Source organism: Sphingomonas sp. HMP6 (genome assembly GCF_013374095.1).
Lineage (GTDB): Bacteria > Pseudomonadota > Alphaproteobacteria > Sphingomonadales > Sphingomonadaceae > Sphingomonas.
In genome coordinates this window covers 1,102,093-1,118,468 of record NZ_AP022672.1, presented here as the reverse complement: position 1 = coordinate 1,118,468, position 16,376 = coordinate 1,102,093, and the positions used below count along the sequence as shown (strand labels likewise).

General features: G+C 64.4%; 13 protein-coding genes. 9 read left to right on the top strand and 4 right to left on the bottom strand.

All coding sequences use genetic code 11. From position 1 onward, the window contains the following. The first annotated feature begins 148 nt into the window (after window positions 1–148). From HMP06_RS05660 to HMP06_RS05645, 4 genes are all read left to right on the top strand, one after another. The gene (locus HMP06_RS05660) at window positions 149–2,572 is read left to right on the top strand and encodes a response regulator (protein WP_176496222.1); all 2,424 of its coding nucleotides are present in this window, start codon (window positions 149–151) and stop codon (window positions 2,570–2,572) included. A 37-nt stretch (window positions 2,573–2,609) separates the two neighbouring features. Next, window positions 2,610–2,963 (top strand): response regulator, encoded by a 354-nt coding sequence (locus HMP06_RS05655; protein WP_176496221.1) that lies wholly within the window; start codon window positions 2,610–2,612, stop codon window positions 2,961–2,963. 151 nt (window positions 2,964–3,114) lie between these two features. Beyond that, complete coding sequence (gene recA / locus HMP06_RS05650; RefSeq protein ID WP_176496220.1) at window positions 3,115–4,188, top strand: recombinase RecA; 1,074 nt, start codon at window positions 3,115–3,117, stop codon at window positions 4,186–4,188. Window positions 4,189–4,498: 310 nt separating this feature from the next. Continuing rightward, window positions 4,499–5,131 (top strand): glutathione S-transferase family protein, encoded by a 633-nt coding sequence (locus HMP06_RS05645; RefSeq protein ID WP_176496219.1) that lies wholly within the window; start codon window positions 4,499–4,501, stop codon window positions 5,129–5,131. Window positions 5,132–5,319: 188 nt separating this feature from the next. Here HMP06_RS05645 and HMP06_RS05640 read toward each other — a convergent pair whose 3' ends face one another. Then, window positions 5,320–6,648 carry a dicarboxylate/amino acid:cation symporter gene (locus tag HMP06_RS05640; protein WP_176496218.1) on the bottom strand — a complete coding sequence of 443 codons (1,329 nt, stop codon included), beginning with the start codon at window positions 6,646–6,648 and terminating at the stop codon, window positions 5,320–5,322. Window positions 6,649–6,765: 117 nt separating this feature from the next. Between HMP06_RS05640 and HMP06_RS05635 the strand changes: the two genes are divergently transcribed. The 3 genes from HMP06_RS05635 (at window position 6,766) to alaS (ending at window position 11,418) form a co-directional block, all read left to right on the top strand. Beyond that, complete coding sequence (locus tag HMP06_RS05635) at window positions 6,766–8,019, top strand: M24 family metallopeptidase (protein WP_176496217.1); 1,254 nt, start codon at window positions 6,766–6,768, stop codon at window positions 8,017–8,019. After that, window positions 7,974–8,693: a phytanoyl-CoA dioxygenase family protein gene (locus HMP06_RS05630; RefSeq protein WP_232089875.1), complete on the top strand. Its 720-nt coding sequence runs from the start codon at window positions 7,974–7,976 to the stop codon at window positions 8,691–8,693. Before HMP06_RS05635 ends, HMP06_RS05630 begins: the two co-directional genes overlap by 46 nt. A 67-nt stretch (window positions 8,694–8,760) precedes the next feature. Then, on the top strand, window positions 8,761–11,418 hold the full coding sequence (alaS, locus tag HMP06_RS05625) for an alanine--tRNA ligase (protein ID WP_176496216.1): 2,658 nt from the start codon (window positions 8,761–8,763) through the stop codon (window positions 11,416–11,418). Between the two features lie 36 nt (window positions 11,419–11,454). Here alaS and HMP06_RS05620 read toward each other — a convergent pair whose 3' ends face one another. After that, entirely contained in the window at window positions 11,455–11,625 is a 171-nt protein-coding gene (locus HMP06_RS05620; protein WP_176496215.1) for a hypothetical protein, read from the bottom strand. A gap of 194 nt (window positions 11,626–11,819) precedes the next feature. Here HMP06_RS05620 and HMP06_RS05615 point away from each other — a divergent pair, with 194 nt between their 5' ends. Beyond that, window positions 11,820–12,233 (top strand): BLUF domain-containing protein, encoded by a 414-nt coding sequence (locus HMP06_RS05615; protein WP_176496214.1) that lies wholly within the window; start codon window positions 11,820–11,822, stop codon window positions 12,231–12,233. Between the two features lie 180 nt (window positions 12,234–12,413). Here the strand turns inward: HMP06_RS05615 and HMP06_RS05610 are convergent, their stop codons facing one another. Both HMP06_RS05610 and HMP06_RS05605 read right to left on the bottom strand, forming a co-directional pair. Next, window positions 12,414–14,204, bottom strand: a complete 1,791-nt coding sequence (locus HMP06_RS05610; protein WP_176496213.1) for a cation:proton antiporter domain-containing protein — start codon at window positions 14,202–14,204, stop codon at window positions 12,414–12,416. Window positions 14,205–14,240: 36 nt separating this feature from the next. Beyond that, window positions 14,241–15,461 carry an NADP-dependent isocitrate dehydrogenase gene (locus HMP06_RS05605; RefSeq protein WP_176496212.1) on the bottom strand — a complete coding sequence of 407 codons (1,221 nt, stop codon included), beginning with the start codon at window positions 15,459–15,461 and terminating at the stop codon, window positions 14,241–14,243. A 164-nt stretch (window positions 15,462–15,625) separates the two neighbouring features. On the opposite strand from HMP06_RS05605, the gene HMP06_RS05600 reads away from it, so the two are divergent. Then, a complete protein-coding gene (locus HMP06_RS05600) occupies window positions 15,626–16,372 on the top strand; it encodes a phosphatidylserine decarboxylase (RefSeq protein WP_176496211.1) in 747 nt (248 codons plus the stop codon). Window positions 16,373–16,376 lie beyond the last annotated feature (4 nt).

Here is a 16,376-nt window from a genome sequence, read left to right as displayed (position 1 = left end):
TCCGACGCCTCGGCTTTGCCGAGGCGATCCGTTCTCCTCCCCTCCGCCGGGGAGGGAGAAACGCCCGGCAGCACTTACCGTGACAAACCCCCGTCGTTCCGCCGCTTAGCTCTTGACGCTCCCGGCCGTTGCCCCAAAGCATGACGCAATGGCCACGCTCCCCGCGACCCCGCAGTCCACCGCCTTTCGTAGCGCCGCGCTGATCGCGATCGGCTGTGGCGTGGCGGCCGCGCTCGTCATTCTCGGGCTGATCGGGAGTTTGTCCATCGCCGCCGCCTTCCTGGCTGCTGCACTCCTGGTGACGGGTGGGCTGCTCGCATTCCGGCGCCTGTTCCCGCCCACGGCCGCCACCGCGCTTGAGCCCGACTGGAGCGTGGCGCGGGCTCTCGCCGAAAGCAGTCCCGATGCGATCGCCGTGACCGATCGGGCCGGTCGGCTGGTCTGTGCCAACGATCGCTATGAAGCGGTGTTTGGCGGCTTCCCGACCCCGCCCGGCCTGCCATTCGACGCAACCGGGGTCGAGCGGCTGGGCAATGCCGGGCGCGCCGCCTGGCGTGACGGTGGCGCGGCGATCGATCGGCTGCTGATCAATGGCACCAACCTCTCGGCGCAGGTCTCACGCGCCGGGGAGGACGAGAATCTGCTCGTCTGGCGCTTCCATGCAGCGCAGGGGCTTGATCTGGCGCAGACGATGGAAAATTTGATCGCGGGCGCCACCGGCGACCGGCTCGGCAGCGCAGGAATCATGGCCGCCCTGATCAAGCCCGACGGCCGGATTCGCGCCGCCAATCGCGTCTTGCGCGCTCGCGCGATGGGGCATGAGGAAGGCGCGATCATCGGCCGCGACTTCGCGCAATTTCTCATCACCGATGCGCACGGCATGGCGCGTTTCGAACGCGAGGGGCTGACGCAAAACCCCCTGCGCGTGCTACAAATCCCGTTCCTCGATGGCGAGGATGCGCCGATGCTCGTCGCCTTGATCGACGAGGAGGAGAACGGCCACCCCGCAATCGGCGAGAGCGCGAGCGCGCACATCAAGAGCCTGGTGTCGCTGATGCCGTTCGGGATCGCGTTGATCGGCGGCGACGGGCGGTTCCTGCAGATGAACGATGCGTTCGCGCGCGCCGCTGCGGTCGATCCGCAAAGTCCGCCAATCTATCCGGGTGACCTGGTGGTGCGGGAAGACAAGGGCGTGGTGGCCGACGCGATCCGCAGATTCGCTGGCGGCGCGACGCATTCGACCGATCTCGCGGTGCGACTGAAAGACCATCCCGACGAACCCGTTGCGCTGTCGATCGCCGGTGCGCGCGGCCTGGGCAGTTCCGCGGTGTTGCTCAGCCTGAAGGACAATAGCGAGGAAACCCGACTCAAACGCGAAGTAGCGCAAGCGACCAAGATGCAGGCGGTCGGACAGCTTGCCGGCGGCGTGGCGCATGATTTCAACAATATCCTGACCGCGATCATCGGGCATTGCGATTTGATGCTGATGCGCCATTCGCCTGGCGACAGTGATTATGACGACATCCAGCAGATTCGCGCCAATTCTAACCGCGCAGCCAGCCTGACCCGGCAACTTCTCGCCTTCTCGCGCCAGCAGACGCTGCGCCCGCAAGTGCTGCAATTGCCCGACGTCATCTCTGAAGTGTCGAATCTGCTCAAGCGGCTGCTGGGGGAAACGGTGACTTTGACCGTCAAGCACGGCCGCAACCTGTCTCCGGTGCGTGCCGATCCGGGGCAGCTCGAACAGGTGGTCGTCAATCTCGCGGTCAATGCGCGCGACGCGATGATGTCCAAAGATCCACGCGGTACCGGGACGCTCGCAATCCAGACCTATGCCGTTACCGCGAGCGAGGTGCGCAAGCTCGGATCGGACATTCTGCCCGCCGCCGATTATGTCGTGCTCGAAGTGGCCGATACCGGCGGCGGCATCCCGCCCGATATCCTGCCCAAGATTTTCGAACCCTTCTTTACCACCAAGGAAGTCGGAAAGGGTACGGGCCTCGGTCTCTCCACCGTTTACGGCATCGTCAAGCAATCGGGCGGTTGGATCTTCGCCGAGAACGTCAAGGGCGGGTCGAAGGGCGGGGCAGGCGCCGTGTTTAAAATCTACTTGCCGGTCCACACTGCCGGGGCGCTGGCCGAACCGACGCCCGCCCGTGTCGTGCCAAAGGAGAAGCCGGTCGATCTGTGGGGCACCGGCACGATCCTGTTGGTCGAGGACGAGGACATGGTCCGCGCGGTCGCCGAGCGGGCGCTGACGCGGCAGGGCTATACCGTGCTGACCGCCGAGCATGGCGAGGCAGCCCTTGAGCTTCTCGCGGCCAGCGCACGCCCCGATCTGCTCATCTCCGACGTGATGATGCCCCTGATGGACGGCCCGACGATGGTCCGCCACGCCCGCGCGCGCTATCCCGACCTGCCGATCCTGTTCATGTCCGGCTATGCCGAGGAGACGATCCGCAAATCGATCGATCTCGAGAATGTCGAATTCCTCGCAAAGCCCTTTTCGGTGCAGGAGCTTGCCGAAGCGACGCGGGCGGTGTTGGCGCGGGCGGGTGCGGTTGCGAAATGATATGGCGCAGGCCGCGGGCGGCGGCTAAGGCGTTGGAATGGGCGCACCGCACACTATTCTGATCGTCGAAGACGAACCTTTGATTGCGATGATGATCGAGGATTTTCTGGAGGTGCTTAACAAGGCACTGGCCGGGTCGGTCGATACCGTCGACGCGGCGCTGGCGCTGATCGCCGCGGGTGGGATCGATGCCGCGATCCTCGATGTGAATCTGCGTGGTGGCGAGAAAAGCTTTCCGATCGCCGATGCACTGGCGGCCAAAGGCATTCCGTTTGTGTTCGCGACTGGCGGATCGCACGATACCGTGGCCGAAGCCTATCGCGACCGCCCCACGCTCCCAAAGCCGTTCACGATGGACGGCGTAGCGAAGGCTCTCGACGCGCTGGGCTGAGGCCGCTGTTTCCCGGAAAATACTTTCGTTCCTCTCTTGTTCTTTCGGAACAAACGCGATACACACTCCAACACGCATTGAACGCGGCGGGCGTTCGGGCTAGCGATGGAGGCTCCCAGTGGCGGTATCTTTGAAGGTCATCGACAGCAAAATGGCAGCATCCACGGACAAGGCCGCCGAAAAGGCCAAGGACGAACGGGCGAAGGCGCTCGAGGCCGCTCTGGCTCAGATCGACCGCGCATTCGGCAAGGGCTCGGCAATGAAGTTGGGCTCGAAGCAGACGATGCAGGTCGAGGTGATCTCGACCGGCTCGCTCGGGCTCGACATCGCACTCGGGGTGGGCGGTTTGCCACGCGGGCGTGTGATTGAAATTTACGGGCCGGAATCCTCGGGTAAGACGACCCTCGCTCTGCATGTGATCGCTGAGGCGCAAAAGACCGGCGGCACCGCTGCCTTCGTCGATGCCGAACACGCGCTTGATCCGGTTTACGCCAAGAAGCTCGGCGTCAACATCGACGAACTGATCGTGTCGCAGCCCGACACCGGCGAGCAGGCGCTCGAGATCGTCGATACGCTGGTACGCTCGAACGCGATCGATGTGCTGGTGGTCGATTCGGTCGCGGCGCTGGTCCCGCGCGCGGAAATCGAGGGCGAGATGGGCGACAGCCACGTCGGCCTGCAAGCACGCCTTATGTCGCAATCCTTGCGCAAGCTGACCGGCTCGATCAGCCGTTCGCGCTGCATGGTGATCTTCATCAACCAGCTCCGCATGAAGATCGGCGTGATGTATGGCAACCCGGAGACGACGACGGGCGGCAATGCGCTGAAATTCTATGCTTCGGTGCGCCTCGACATCCGGCGCACCGGACAGATCAAGGATCGCGACGAGATCATCGGCAACACGACGCGCGTCAAGGTCGTCAAGAACAAGGTCGCGCCGCCGTTCAAGCAAGTCGAATTCGACATCATGTATGGTCAGGGCGTCTCCAAGATCGGTGAAATCCTCGATCTCGGCGTCAAGGCCGGGCTCGTCGAGAAATCGGGTGCATGGTTTTCCTATGACAGCGTCCGTATTGGCCAAGGCCGCGAGAATTCGAAGACGTTCCTGAAAGAGCATCCCGAAATGTCGGATCGGCTGGAAGCGGCGATCCGGTCGCGGACCGACAAGGTAGCCGAGGAAATGATGGCCGGCCCCGAGCCGGACGAGGGCGACGAAGAGTTGTGAGTTTCGCGTTGGCGCTGCCCCTGATCGGCAGCGTGGCGTGCGGAGCGGCGGGCGTGCACGCCGCCGGTCCAGCCAAGACGGCCCGCGGAACCGCGCCGCCGTCGCAGAAACCGGGAAGGCCCGTCGGCAACGGCGGGCCTTTCATATTGGGGGTGTTCAAGCGTGTCAGGCCAGGCGGACCGGACGCAAGCGCGCGGATGCTCCGCGCCGTCGCGGTGGCCGATCTTCTCGGAGCCGCCACCGCGCGGCCTTGGGCGTTGGTGCGCAGGCTGCTAGAACAGGTCGATTAGTGCGAAATCCGGAGACCGCCATGACGCTCATCGTCCATCATCTCGAAAATTCCCGGTCACAACGGATCCTGTGGATGCTCGAGGAGCTCGGGCTTCCCTATGACATCAAGCGCTACGAGCGCGACAAAGACACGATGCTGGCGCCGCCCGAGCTCAAACACATTCATCCGCTCGGTAAATCGCCGATTCTCCAGGATACCGACGCGGCACAGACGATCGTCGAAACCGGCGCGATCATCGACTATCTGGTCGAACTCGCCGACGGAAAGTTGGGGCCACCGGCCCACCGCGGCGACACGCTGCGCTATCGTCAGTTCCTCCACTATGCCGAGGGATCGATGATGCCGCCCTTGCTGGTATTGCTGGTGGTCAATCGTATTCCGTTGCTCGGCAAGACCGCGGCCAAGCGCATCCACCCGATGATCGACGTGCACCTCGATTATGTCGAGTCCGAGCTGTCGAGCCGACCCTATTTCGCGGGGGACGAACTGAGCGGCGCCGACATCATGATGAGTTTCCCGCTCGAAGCTGCGCGCAGTCGCGCCGGGCTCGATGGATCGCGCCCGGCGACGATTGCGTGGCTCGACAAGATTCATGCGCGCCCGGCCTATCAGGCGGCGCTCGCCAAGGGCGGGCCGTACGCTTACGCTTGAGTGGCGGCGTTCGGGCCGGGAAAAAGAAACGGGTTCACGCGAAGGCGCGACGAGAAGGGCAGAGCGCGAAGCAGAAGGATTCCGACGCCGCGGAAAATCGTCTGACCAGAGGTTGAGGGCGCTGTCGCGCGACTTCTAACTTCGCGCCCTTTTCTTCTCTTCGCGCCTTCGCGTGAACCTCTTCTTCTTCAAACCGCGCCGTGTGGCGACTTTGAAGAATGCGGCGCGTGCGGCGGCTCGATCTCGGGCTCCTGCGGATCGGCCAAGCTCCCCTCCCATTTCGCCACAACCGCGGTCGCTACCGCATTGCCGACGACGTTGGTGCCCGATCGACCCATGTCGAGGAACTGGTCGACCGGCAGGATCAGCAAAAGTCCCGCCTCGGGAATGCCGAACTGCCCCATCACCGCCGCAATCACGACGAGCGAGGCGCGCGGCACGCCGGCGATCCCTTTGGACGTTACCATCAGAACGAGCAGCATCACGATCTGCGTGCCCAGCGGCAGGTCCACGCCGTATACGCGCGCCAGGAAGAGCGTCGCGAAGGTCATGTACATCATCGACCCGTCGAGATTGAACGAATAGCCAAGCGGCAGCACGAAGCTGGCGATCCGGCGCGGCACGCCGAAGCGCACCAGCGCCTCCAACGTGCGCGGATAAGCGGCTTCCGACGATGCGGTCGAGAAGGCGAGCAGGATCGGTTCTCGGATATAACGCGCGAGGCTGAAGGCACGCGGCCCGATGAATACGAACGCCGCGCCAAATAGCAGCAGCCACAACACCGCCAGCCCGAGATAGAAGCTCCCGACGAACAGCCCGAGCGTCCAGATGATGCCGAGGCCGTTAACCGTGATCGTGGCGGTGATCGCGGCGAACACCGCCAGCGGTGCCAAACGCATCACATAATCGGTGATCTGCAGCATCATCGCGGCCAGCGCCTCGGCCCCGCGCACGATTGGCGCACCCTTCTCGCCAATCGCAGTCAGCGCGACACCGGCGAAGACCGAGAACAACACGATCTGGATGATCTCATTGGTCGCCATCGCATCGACCACCGAGGCGGGCACGATGTGCGTGACGAAATTGGTAAGGTTGAATGCCTTTTCATCCAAGCCGACGCTCGCATCGGGCGGCGGCAGTTTGAAGCCAAAGCCGCTGCCCGGCGCGACCGCATCGATCACGAATTCAATGCCGTGGAACAGCAGCAAACCGAGGCTCAGCGAGATCAACGATGCGCTGACAAACCACGCCATCGTCCGTCCGCCGATCCGGCCCAGCGCGTTGATGTCGCCCATATGCGCGATGCCGACGACCAGCGTCGAAAACACCAGCGGCGCGATGATCATCTTGATCAGCCGCAGGAAAATCGTCGTGACGATCGAGAAACCGGCGCCGATCTCCTTCAACCGCGCGGTCGCCGCCGGGCTGCCATCGGCGATGTTTGTGTTGATCGCCCAGCCAATGATCAGCCCGAGCACCAGCCCGATCAGGATATAGGTCGTCAGTCGCTTCGCCACGTATCGGCCCCCGGTGTTATGGTCACGGCCATCAACGGGAGAATGGCGCGGGGGTCAAGCGATGCGCGGCGGGATTGACGCGTTGCGGGCGCCGCATCGTGCTGGCACAGTGCCGCGATGAAGCTGACCCGTCGCGCGTTTGCCGCTGCCACCGCCGCCATGCCGGCCCTTTCCGCGACCAGTGTGCTCCGCGCCGCTGCGCCCGATCTCGCCGGGCTTCGGCCGATCACCGGTGCTGCCGCGCCGATCGGCGAGTCGGAACGCCGCGCGCGAATCGCACGCGCGCAATCGGCGATGCGCGCCCACGGCATCGGTGCGGTGTTGATCGAATCGGGGTCGAGCCTGGTCTATTTCACCGGTGTCGAATGGCACCGCAGCGAAAGGCTGACCGCCGCCATCCTTCCGGTCGAGGGTGATCCGTGCATCGTCACGCCGTTTTTCGAGGAACCCTCGGTCCGCCAGACGCTCGGCATCACCGCCGATGTGCGGGTGTGGCAGGAGGATGAAGACCCGCTGAAACTGGTCGCTGGCTTCCTCGGTGAACGCGAGCTCACCGCCCGGCCGATCGGGATCGAGGAAACCGTGCGCTATTTCGCGGTCGACGGTCTTGCGCGGGCACTGCCGGGGGCAAAGATCGTCAGCGCCAATCCGGTCGTCCGCGGGGTGCGGATGCGCAAGACCGCGCCCGAGATCGCGTTGATGCAAGCTGCGACCGACGTGACGATCGCCGCCTATCGCTGGACTTGGCCGCGCGTCGAAAAGGGCATGAAGCCCGCCGATGTCTCCGCCCTGATGAACGCCGCCACCCGTCAGCTCGGCGGCGATCCCGAATTCGCGCTTGTCCTGATCGGCGCAGCGGCGGCCTATCCGCACGGCAGCCGCGATGCGCAAATCGTCGCCGACGGCCAGATCGTACTGATGGATTGCGGGTGCACCGTGCAGGGCTATCAATCCGACGTCTCGCGCACCTTTGTGTTCGGGTCGGCCAGCAAGGAACAACGCCAGGTGTGGGACCATGTCCGCACCGGCCAGGCCAAGGCCTTCGCCGCTGCGCAGATCGGCACGCCTGCGGGCGCGGTCGACGATGCGGTGCGCAGGTTTTACCAAATGCTCGGCTATGGCCCGCGCTACCAGCTGCCCGGCCTGTCGCACCGCACCGGCCACGGCATCGGCCTCGACGGACACGAACCGGTCAACCTCGTCCATGGCGAGACGACGCCGCTCGCTGAGGGCATGTGTTTCTCCGACGAGCCCGGCCTGTACTTGCCTGGCAAATTCGGCGTCCGGCTGGAGGATTGCTTCCACATGACGGCGGCGGGTCCGAAATGGTTCAGCGTCCCGCCGCTGTCGCTCGATGCGCCGCTGGGGTGAGGATGGTGGACTGGAGCAGCTACGAATCGGCTGGGTTCGCCAAGCTGCCCCAAGGACGTGACGAGGATGCACTTGCGGAAATTGAGCCGCTGTTTGTCGACTTGCCCGCCGCACGGGCCGGGCACCGGCTGCCGCGCAGTAAAGTCGCGGCCCTGACGGCGATCGACACGATACGGGGCGTTCTTGCCTGCCGCATCGGCGCAAGCGTTCGCCCAGTCCGGGCATTGCTGTTCGACAAAAGTGCCAGCAAGAACTGGGCTCTCGGCTGGCATCAGGATCGCACCATCGAAGTTCGAGCCCGAATCGCTGTTCCGGGATTTGGTCCATGGACCGTCAAGGCGGGTGGTCATCACGTCGCGCCACCGATATCCCTGCTCGAGGCGATGGTGACGGCGCGTATCCATCTCGATGATGTCGACACTGACAATGCTCCATTGTTGGTCGCCCCGGGTTCGCATCGGCTCGGTCTCGTGCCGGAAAGTGATCTCGCCGCGACAGTTCAGCGGTGCGGCGTAACGGCGTGCCTCGCCGAGCGTGGCGACATTTGGCTGTATTCGACCCCGATCCTGCATGCGTCGGATGCGGCCGCGCATCCGCGCCATCGTCGCGTATTGCAGGTCGATTTTGCCGCGATCGATTTGCCGAGCGGCTTGCACTGGGCTGATCTCGTCTGACCTGACACCACACGACGAACCGAGCCATGCTTGAGATACGCAGCAGCCTCGCCTAAGCCCTGCGGCCATGACCCAGCTCCCGATTTCCACGAACGACATCCGCCGCAGCTTTCTCGATTATTTCGCGGCGAACGGCCATGCGAAGATCGCCTCCGCGCCGCTGGTGCCGCAAAACGATCCGACGTTGATGTTCGTCAACGCCGGGATGGTGCCGTTTAAGAACGTCTTCACCGGCCTCGAATCGCGGCACTATGTCACCGCGTCGTCAAGCCAGAAATGCGTGCGGGCCGGGGGCAAGCATAATGATCTCGACAATGTCGGCTATACTGCGCGCCACCACACCTTCTTCGAAATGCTCGGCAATTTCTCGTTCGGCGATTATTTCAAGGAACGCGCGATCACGCTCGCCTGGGGGCTGCTGACCAAGGAATGGGGGATCGACCCGAACCGGCTGACCGTCACCGTCTATCACACCGATGACGAAGCGTTCGATCTGTGGAAGCGGATTGCGGGGCTCCCCGAGGAGCGCATCATCCGCATCGCCACCAACGACAATTTCTGGTCGATGGGGGACACCGGGCCGTGCGGGCCGTGCTCCGAAATCTTTTTCGATCATGGCGACCATATCCCCGGTGGCCCTCCGGGCAGCCCGGATGAGGATGGTGATCGCTTCGTCGAGATCTGGAACCTCGTCTTCATGCAGTTCGACCAATCGGCCGACGGCACGCGCACGCCGCTGCCCAAGCCGTCGATCGACACCGGCATGGGGCTGGAGCGGATCGCGGCGGTGCTGCAGGGCGTCCACGACAATTACGATACCGACACGTTCAAGGCGCTGATCGCGGCATCCGGCGCGCTCACCGGCACCGCGACGACGGGCGACAATCAGGCGAGCCACCGCGTGATTGCCGATCATCTGCGCACCTCGGGCTTCCTTGTGGCGGACGGCGTGCTGCCCGCCAATGAAGGCCGTGGCTATGTGCTGCGTCGCATCATGCGTCGCGCGATGCGCCACGCGCATCTACTCGGTGCGAAGGAGCCGTTGATGCACCGGCTGGTGCCCGCGCTGGTTGCCGAAATGGGCGCGGCATACCCCGAACTCGTGCGCGCGCAGGCATCGATCGAATCGACGCTGTTGCAGGAGGAAACGCAATTCCGCCGCACGCTCGTCAATGGCTTGCGCTTGCTCGACGAAGCCACCGCCGCGATGGAACCGGGCGCTACGCTCCCCGGCGAAACCGCGTTCAAACTCTATGACACCTTCGGCTTCCCGTATGATCTGACCGAGGACGCTCTCCGCGCGCAGGGCTTCGGGATCGATCGCGCCGGGTTCGATACCGCGATGGCCGAACAGAAGCGCGCCGCCCGCGCCGCGTGGAAGGGATCGGGCCAGCGCGCCTCGGACGAGGTCTGGTTCGACATTGCCGAAACCGCAGGCGGCACCGAATTCATCGGCTACGCATCGGAGGAAGGCGAGGGCCAGGTCGTCGCGATCGTCAAGGATGGCGCGCGGGTCGACTCCGCAACGACCGGCGAAACCGTCGAAATCGTCGTCAACCAGACGCCTTTCTACGCCGAAAGCGGCGGGCAGGTCGGCGATACCGGTACGCTGACCGCACCCGGCGTGCTTGGCCAGGTCGAGGACACGCACAAATATCTCGGCCGCCTCTGGTCGCACCGCACGATGATTAGTGAAGGCAAGATCGCGGTCGGCGATGCGCTGCATTTGACGATCGACCGCGCCCGCCGCGACCGCATCCGCGCCAACCATAGTGCAACGCATTTGCTACACGAGGCGCTGCGCCAGCGCCTCGGCCTCCACGTCGCGCAGAAGGGCAGCCTCGTCGCGCCTGAACGTCTGCGCTTCGATTTCTCGCAGCCAAGCGCGATCGATCCCGCCGCGCTCAGCCAAGTCGAGGCCGATGTGAACCACCATATCCGCGCCAACGGCACCGTCAGCACACGCCTGATGACCCCCGACGAAGCGATTGCCGAAGGGGCGATGGCGCTGTTCGGCGAGAAATATGGCGAGGAAGTCCGCGTCGTGTCGATGGGGACCGAAGGCGAGGCGACCTACTCGCTCGAACTGTGCGGCGGCACGCACGTCCGCGCGCTTGGCGATATCGGCCTGTTCACGCTGGTCGGCGAAGGTGCGGTGTCCTCGGGCATCCGCCGCGTCGAGGCGCTGACCGGGGAGGCTGCGCGCGCCTATCTCACGTCACGCGACGACAAGCTGAAGGAAGCCGCGACCGCGCTAAAATCCTCGCCCGACGAAGTCCCGGCGCGCGTCCTGGCGCTGGTCGAGGACCGACGACGTCTTGAGCGCGAATTGGCCGAGGCCAAGAAGGCGCTGGCGCTCGGCGGCGGGGCAGGGGCGGCAGCCGCTGGACCCGAACAGGTCGGTGGCGTCAATTTCCTGGGGCAGGTCGTCGATGGCCTCGATCCCAAGGGCCTGCGCGGCGCCGTCGATGACATGAAGCAGCGGCTCGGCGGGTCAGGCGTCGCGATGATCGTCGCAGTCAATGACGGACGCGCTTCGGTCGCGGTCGGGATGACCGAGGATCTGGTCGGCACGAAAAGCGCGGTCGATTTGCTCAAGATCGCGGTCGCCACGCTTGGCGGTCAAGGCGGCGGCGGACGGCCCGACATGGCGCAGGGCGGTGGCCCGGATGGATCGAAGGCTGCTGAGGCCGTCGCAGCGGTCAAGGCTACGCTGGCGGGGTAAGCGTTCCCCCGGGCACCTCGTGCCAGGCGCGGTTGGCTAACGGACAGCTTGCTTGTCGGTGCGGAAATGCTCCCGCGCCGCGCGCGACAGGTCGTTCAGCATCGCCACGATCTGCGCGGTTGAGGCGGGGGCTTCTGGCGGTCTTTCCGTTTCGCGCGCCAGCGTTTCGATCCCGTCATGGTCCGAGAGGACTTGGTCATAGGGCATATACGGTCACCTGTTCTGCAGCGCCTTTCTGGCTAACGGACTTGGGTTAGCGGCGGCTTGCCGGGTCCGGTTAATCCGCGTTTACCGCGTTGCTCCGGCGCGTCGCGGAGAAGAACCGAAGCGTTCCCGTTGGTGCTGTTCGTTCCGCCTGCGATCGCGTAGCCTGACTGCCGCGCACCACAGGAGAGCGGACGATGAAGCAGATGATCTATCGCTCGCAACCCTTCGGTTTCGATCGCGCCATGCTGGCCAGCATCCTCGTCGATGCCCGCCGCAACAATCCACGGGACGCGATTAGCGGTGCGTTGATTTGCCGGCAGGATCTGTACCTGCAGTTGATCGAAGGACCGGACGCCGAGATCGACGCGCTCTACGGCCGGATCACGCGCGACAACCGCCACGACAACATCGTGTTGCTGCTTTCCGAGACGGTTGATCGGCGGCTGTTCGCGGAATGGGCGATGCTCGATGACGAAGCGCCCTCGCTCGCCTGGTCGGCCGAAGAGGTGGAGGAGGGCGCGCTCGATACGGCAAGCCCTGCGGCGCTCCGGGGCGTTTTCGAACGGCTCGCGGTGCGCGCGCGGGAGAACGCGTCCGCCGCTTCATAACCCCGGCCTCCTTGGTCTGTCCTACAGGGCGTCGCGCTGGCAAGATGGCGCTGCGTGCGCTTCGAATCCGAAAGAACGCCGTTACCTCGGCGCAACCCCGCACCGTACGCCGACGGTGTGACCTTTTGTGACTTTAGCGAAAGCGGCGTCACAAAAAGGTCATCAATCCAATAACCTAGGCTAAATCTCAGCCACCTCGCCCGTCGCTGCGCCGCGCCGCACGCGCTTCAACCGCGGTAGCGCGACCATCTCGGCTGCTGCCTTGATCTCCTGCCGCAGCTCATCGCGCTTCTGGTGGATCGAGGCGATAACCGGGCCGACCGCGACGCCGAGGTCGGTCAGCACCGCCTCGGCCAATTGCAGCGAGGATTCGAGCGTCTCGGGCACCGCGTCGCTTGCACCGGCTTTGTAGAGTTCGGCGGCATGCGCCGTGTCGCGTGCGCGCGCCACGATCGTCAGTTCTGGCACCCAGCCGCGCACGCGCCGTGTCAGCGTGACGCTCAGCACGGGATCGTCCATCGTCAGGATCAGTGCCTTGGCGCGCCCGAGATTGAGCCGGTCGACCAGTTCGGGCCGCACCACGTCGCCGAAAATAACCGGATAACCCTCGGCGCGGGCTGCCATCACGGCATCGATATTGGCCTCGACCGCGACATAAGGCTGCCCGTGGACAGTCAGCATGTCGCACACCATCCGCCCGACTCGGCCGAAGCCGATCACGACTGTACCGGGGCCTTCCGGTGAAATCTCGGCATCGGGCAAATCGCTGCGTTGCTCCAGCCCGCGCGCTGCGCGCTTGCCGAGCATCGACAGCAAGGGCGTGATCGTCAGGCCGATCGCGGTGACGGTCTGCCAAAAGCTGGCGAGGCCCGGTGCGATCAACTGCGCTTGGGCCGCGGCGCCGAGCACGATCAGCGTCGTTTCCGATGGGCTGCCCATCAGTACGCCGGTCTCCACCGCCACGCCGCCACGAATCCCGGCCAGCCGGAGCAGGACGAACGTTACCGCTGCCTTCACCGCGACCACCGCCGAAATGCCGAGGAAATAGGCGCCCCAATCCGCCGCAACCGCGCGCAGGTCGACACTCATCCCCACCGTGATCAGGAACACGCCGAGCGCCAGCCCCTTGAAGGGTGCGGTGATGACCTCGACCTCGCTATGGTAATCGGTCTCGGCGATCAGCAGCCCGGCGATCAACGCGCCGACGATCGGCGACAGGCCGACCGCGCCGGTGGCAAGGCTCGCCGCGATCACGACGAGCAGCGATGCCGCCAGAAACAGCTCCGGGCTCTTGGTCCGTGCGGCCTGCGCGAACAGCCGGGGCAGGAAGAAACGGCCACCAACGAACAGGATCGCCACGGTCAACACCGCCGCCCCGCCGACTCGCGCGAAGCCGGCCAAGCCACCGGCCGCTGCCATCGGCCCAAGCGCGCCCAGGATGAAGATAATCGGCACTAGCGCCAGATCCTCGAACAGCAGCATCGCAAACGCCGTCCGCCCGACCGGTCCGCTGGTCCCCGCAATCGGAAGCACCAGCGCCGTCGAGGACAATGCCAACGCAATGCCAAGCGCCATGGACCCGGGCCAATCCAGCCCGGTGAGCATATGCAGCCCGATCCCGATCGCGCCCCCCGCACCGATCAACTCGGCCGCGCCGACCCCGAACACCAGCCGCCGCATCGACCACAGCCGCTTGAACGACAGTTCCAGCCCGATCGAGAAGAGCAGCAGAACGATGCCGAATTCGGCGAACGGCTCGATCGCGTGCGGATCGGAGATCGTGAAATGGTAAAGCCACGGATAATCGACGACGAGCGCGCCGAGGCCGAACGGCCCGACGAGCAGGCCGACCATGATGAAACCGATGACCGGACTGATTTTCGCACGGGCGAATGCGGGAATAACCAGACCCGCCGCGCCGAGAATGACGAGTGCGTCGCTGAACCCGGCGTTGGCAAGGGGAGAGGCCATCCGCGCACTGTGGCGCGAATGGCCGGCTTTGTCAGCCTATCCCTGCACGCCCATCTTGGTTTCTAGGTTCAAGCGGACCTGCTCGAAGAATTGCTCGGTCGTCATCCACGGCTGATCGGGGCCGATCAGCAGCGCGAGATCCTTCGTCATGTGACCGTCCTCGACCGTCTGAATGCACACGCGCTCGAGCGTCTCGGCAAACTCGGTCACCTCCGGCGTCCCGTCGAACTTGCCGCGATACTTTAAGCCGCCGGTCCAGGCGAAGATCGAGGCGATCGGGTTGGTCGAGGTCGCCTTGCCCTGCTCGTGCTGGCGGAAATGGCGGGTCACGGTGCCGTGCGCCGCTTCGGCCTCGACCGTCTTGCCGTCGGGGGTGAGCAGCACCGAGGTCATCAGGCCGAGCGAGCCGAAGCCTTGCGCGACTTGGTCCGACTGCACGTCGCCGTCATAATTCTTACACGCCCAGACAAATTCGCCGTGCCACTTGAGCGCCGATGCGACCATGTCGTCGATCAGGCGATGCTCATAGGTGATGCCCGCTTCCTTGAACTTGTCCTTGAATTCGGCCTCATACACCTCGGCGAAGAGGTCCTTGAAGCGCCCGTCATAATATTTGAGGATGGTGTTCTTGGTCGACAGGTACACCGGCCATTTCAGGTTGAGGCCGTAATGCATCGATGCGCGGGCAAAATCGCGGATCGAGTCGTCGAGATTGTACATTGCGAGCGCGACGCCCGGCGACGGGTAGCGAAATACTTCTTCGTCGATCACCGTGCCGTCATCGCCATGGAATACCATCCGCAGCGTGCCGGGGCTGGGCACAAGGAAATCGGTCGCACGATATTGATCGCCAAAAGCGTGGCGGCCGACGACGATCGGGTGCGTCCAACTCGGGATCAGGCGGGGCACGTTCTTGATGACGATCGGCTCACGGAAAATCGTGCCGCCGAGGATGTTGCGGATCGTGCCGTTGGGCGACTTCCACATTTTCTTGAGGCCAAATTCCTCGACACGCTGCTCGTCAGGGGTGATCGTCGCGCACTTCACGCCGACGCCGTATTTCTGGATCGCCTTCGCGCTGTCGACGGTCACCTTGTCGTCGGTGGCGTCGCGGCTCATCATGCCCAAGTCGTAATAGTCGAGATCGATATCGAGATAGGGGAGGATCAGGCGCTCGCGAATCCACTGCCAGATGATCCGCGTCATCTCGTCGCCATCGATTTCCACGACGGGCGTCTTCACCTTGATCTTCGCCATTACGCTCTTTCCTATGGGGAGGTTTGAGGCAGCGTCTAGGAGGAAGGTGGGCGGCGATCAACCCAGCGTAGGCGCCCAGCATGAGCGCGATGTCGTCAGGCCGCGATTCCGCTGCTGCCCGTTGGCGATTGTCGCGGTAAGGGGTGTGCGATAGGAGCAGAACCATGTCACCTATAGAAAAACCCGTCGCCCCCGCCGAAGCCGTGAAATGGCGTGTGCCTGATCTCCACCCGGAGGGACGCAAATATGTCGTTATTGCCGGCGTGGTCGCCTTCGTCGCCTGGGTGTCGCTGGGCTGGTTCGTCGCTTGGCCGCTGGTGGGGCTGACGCTGTGGGTCGCGCTGTTCTTCCGCGATCCGGTGCGGGTGACGCCGAGCGGTGCGGACCTGATCGTATCGCCAGCCGACGGCCTCATCTCGATGATTGAACGCGTCCCCGTGCCGCGTGAACTGGCCGGGCCGAACGCGCTGGGCGACGCACCGCTGATTCGCGTGTCGGTGTTTATGTCGGTGTTCGATGTCCACATCAACCGCACGCCGATCGCTGGCACGATCAAGCAAGTCGTCTATATCTCGGGCAAATTCGTGAATGCCGAACTCGACAAAGCGAGCGAGGACAATGAGCGGCAGCACCTTCTGGTCGAAGGGCGCCCCGATGCCAACGGTCACGTCCGGCGGATCGGCTTCACGCAGATCGCCGGGTTGCTGGCGCGGCGGATCGTGCCGTTCGTCAAGCCCGGCGACATGGTGGCGAGCGGTCAGCGCATCGGCCTGATCCGCTTTGGCAGTCGGGTCGATGTCTTCTTGCCCGACGATTGCACCTGCCAGGTCGTGCTGGGCCAGCGCAGTGTGGCTGGGGAGACGATCCTCGGCCGCGTAGGTGGGATGACTGCGACCGGAATCGCACAATGACCGC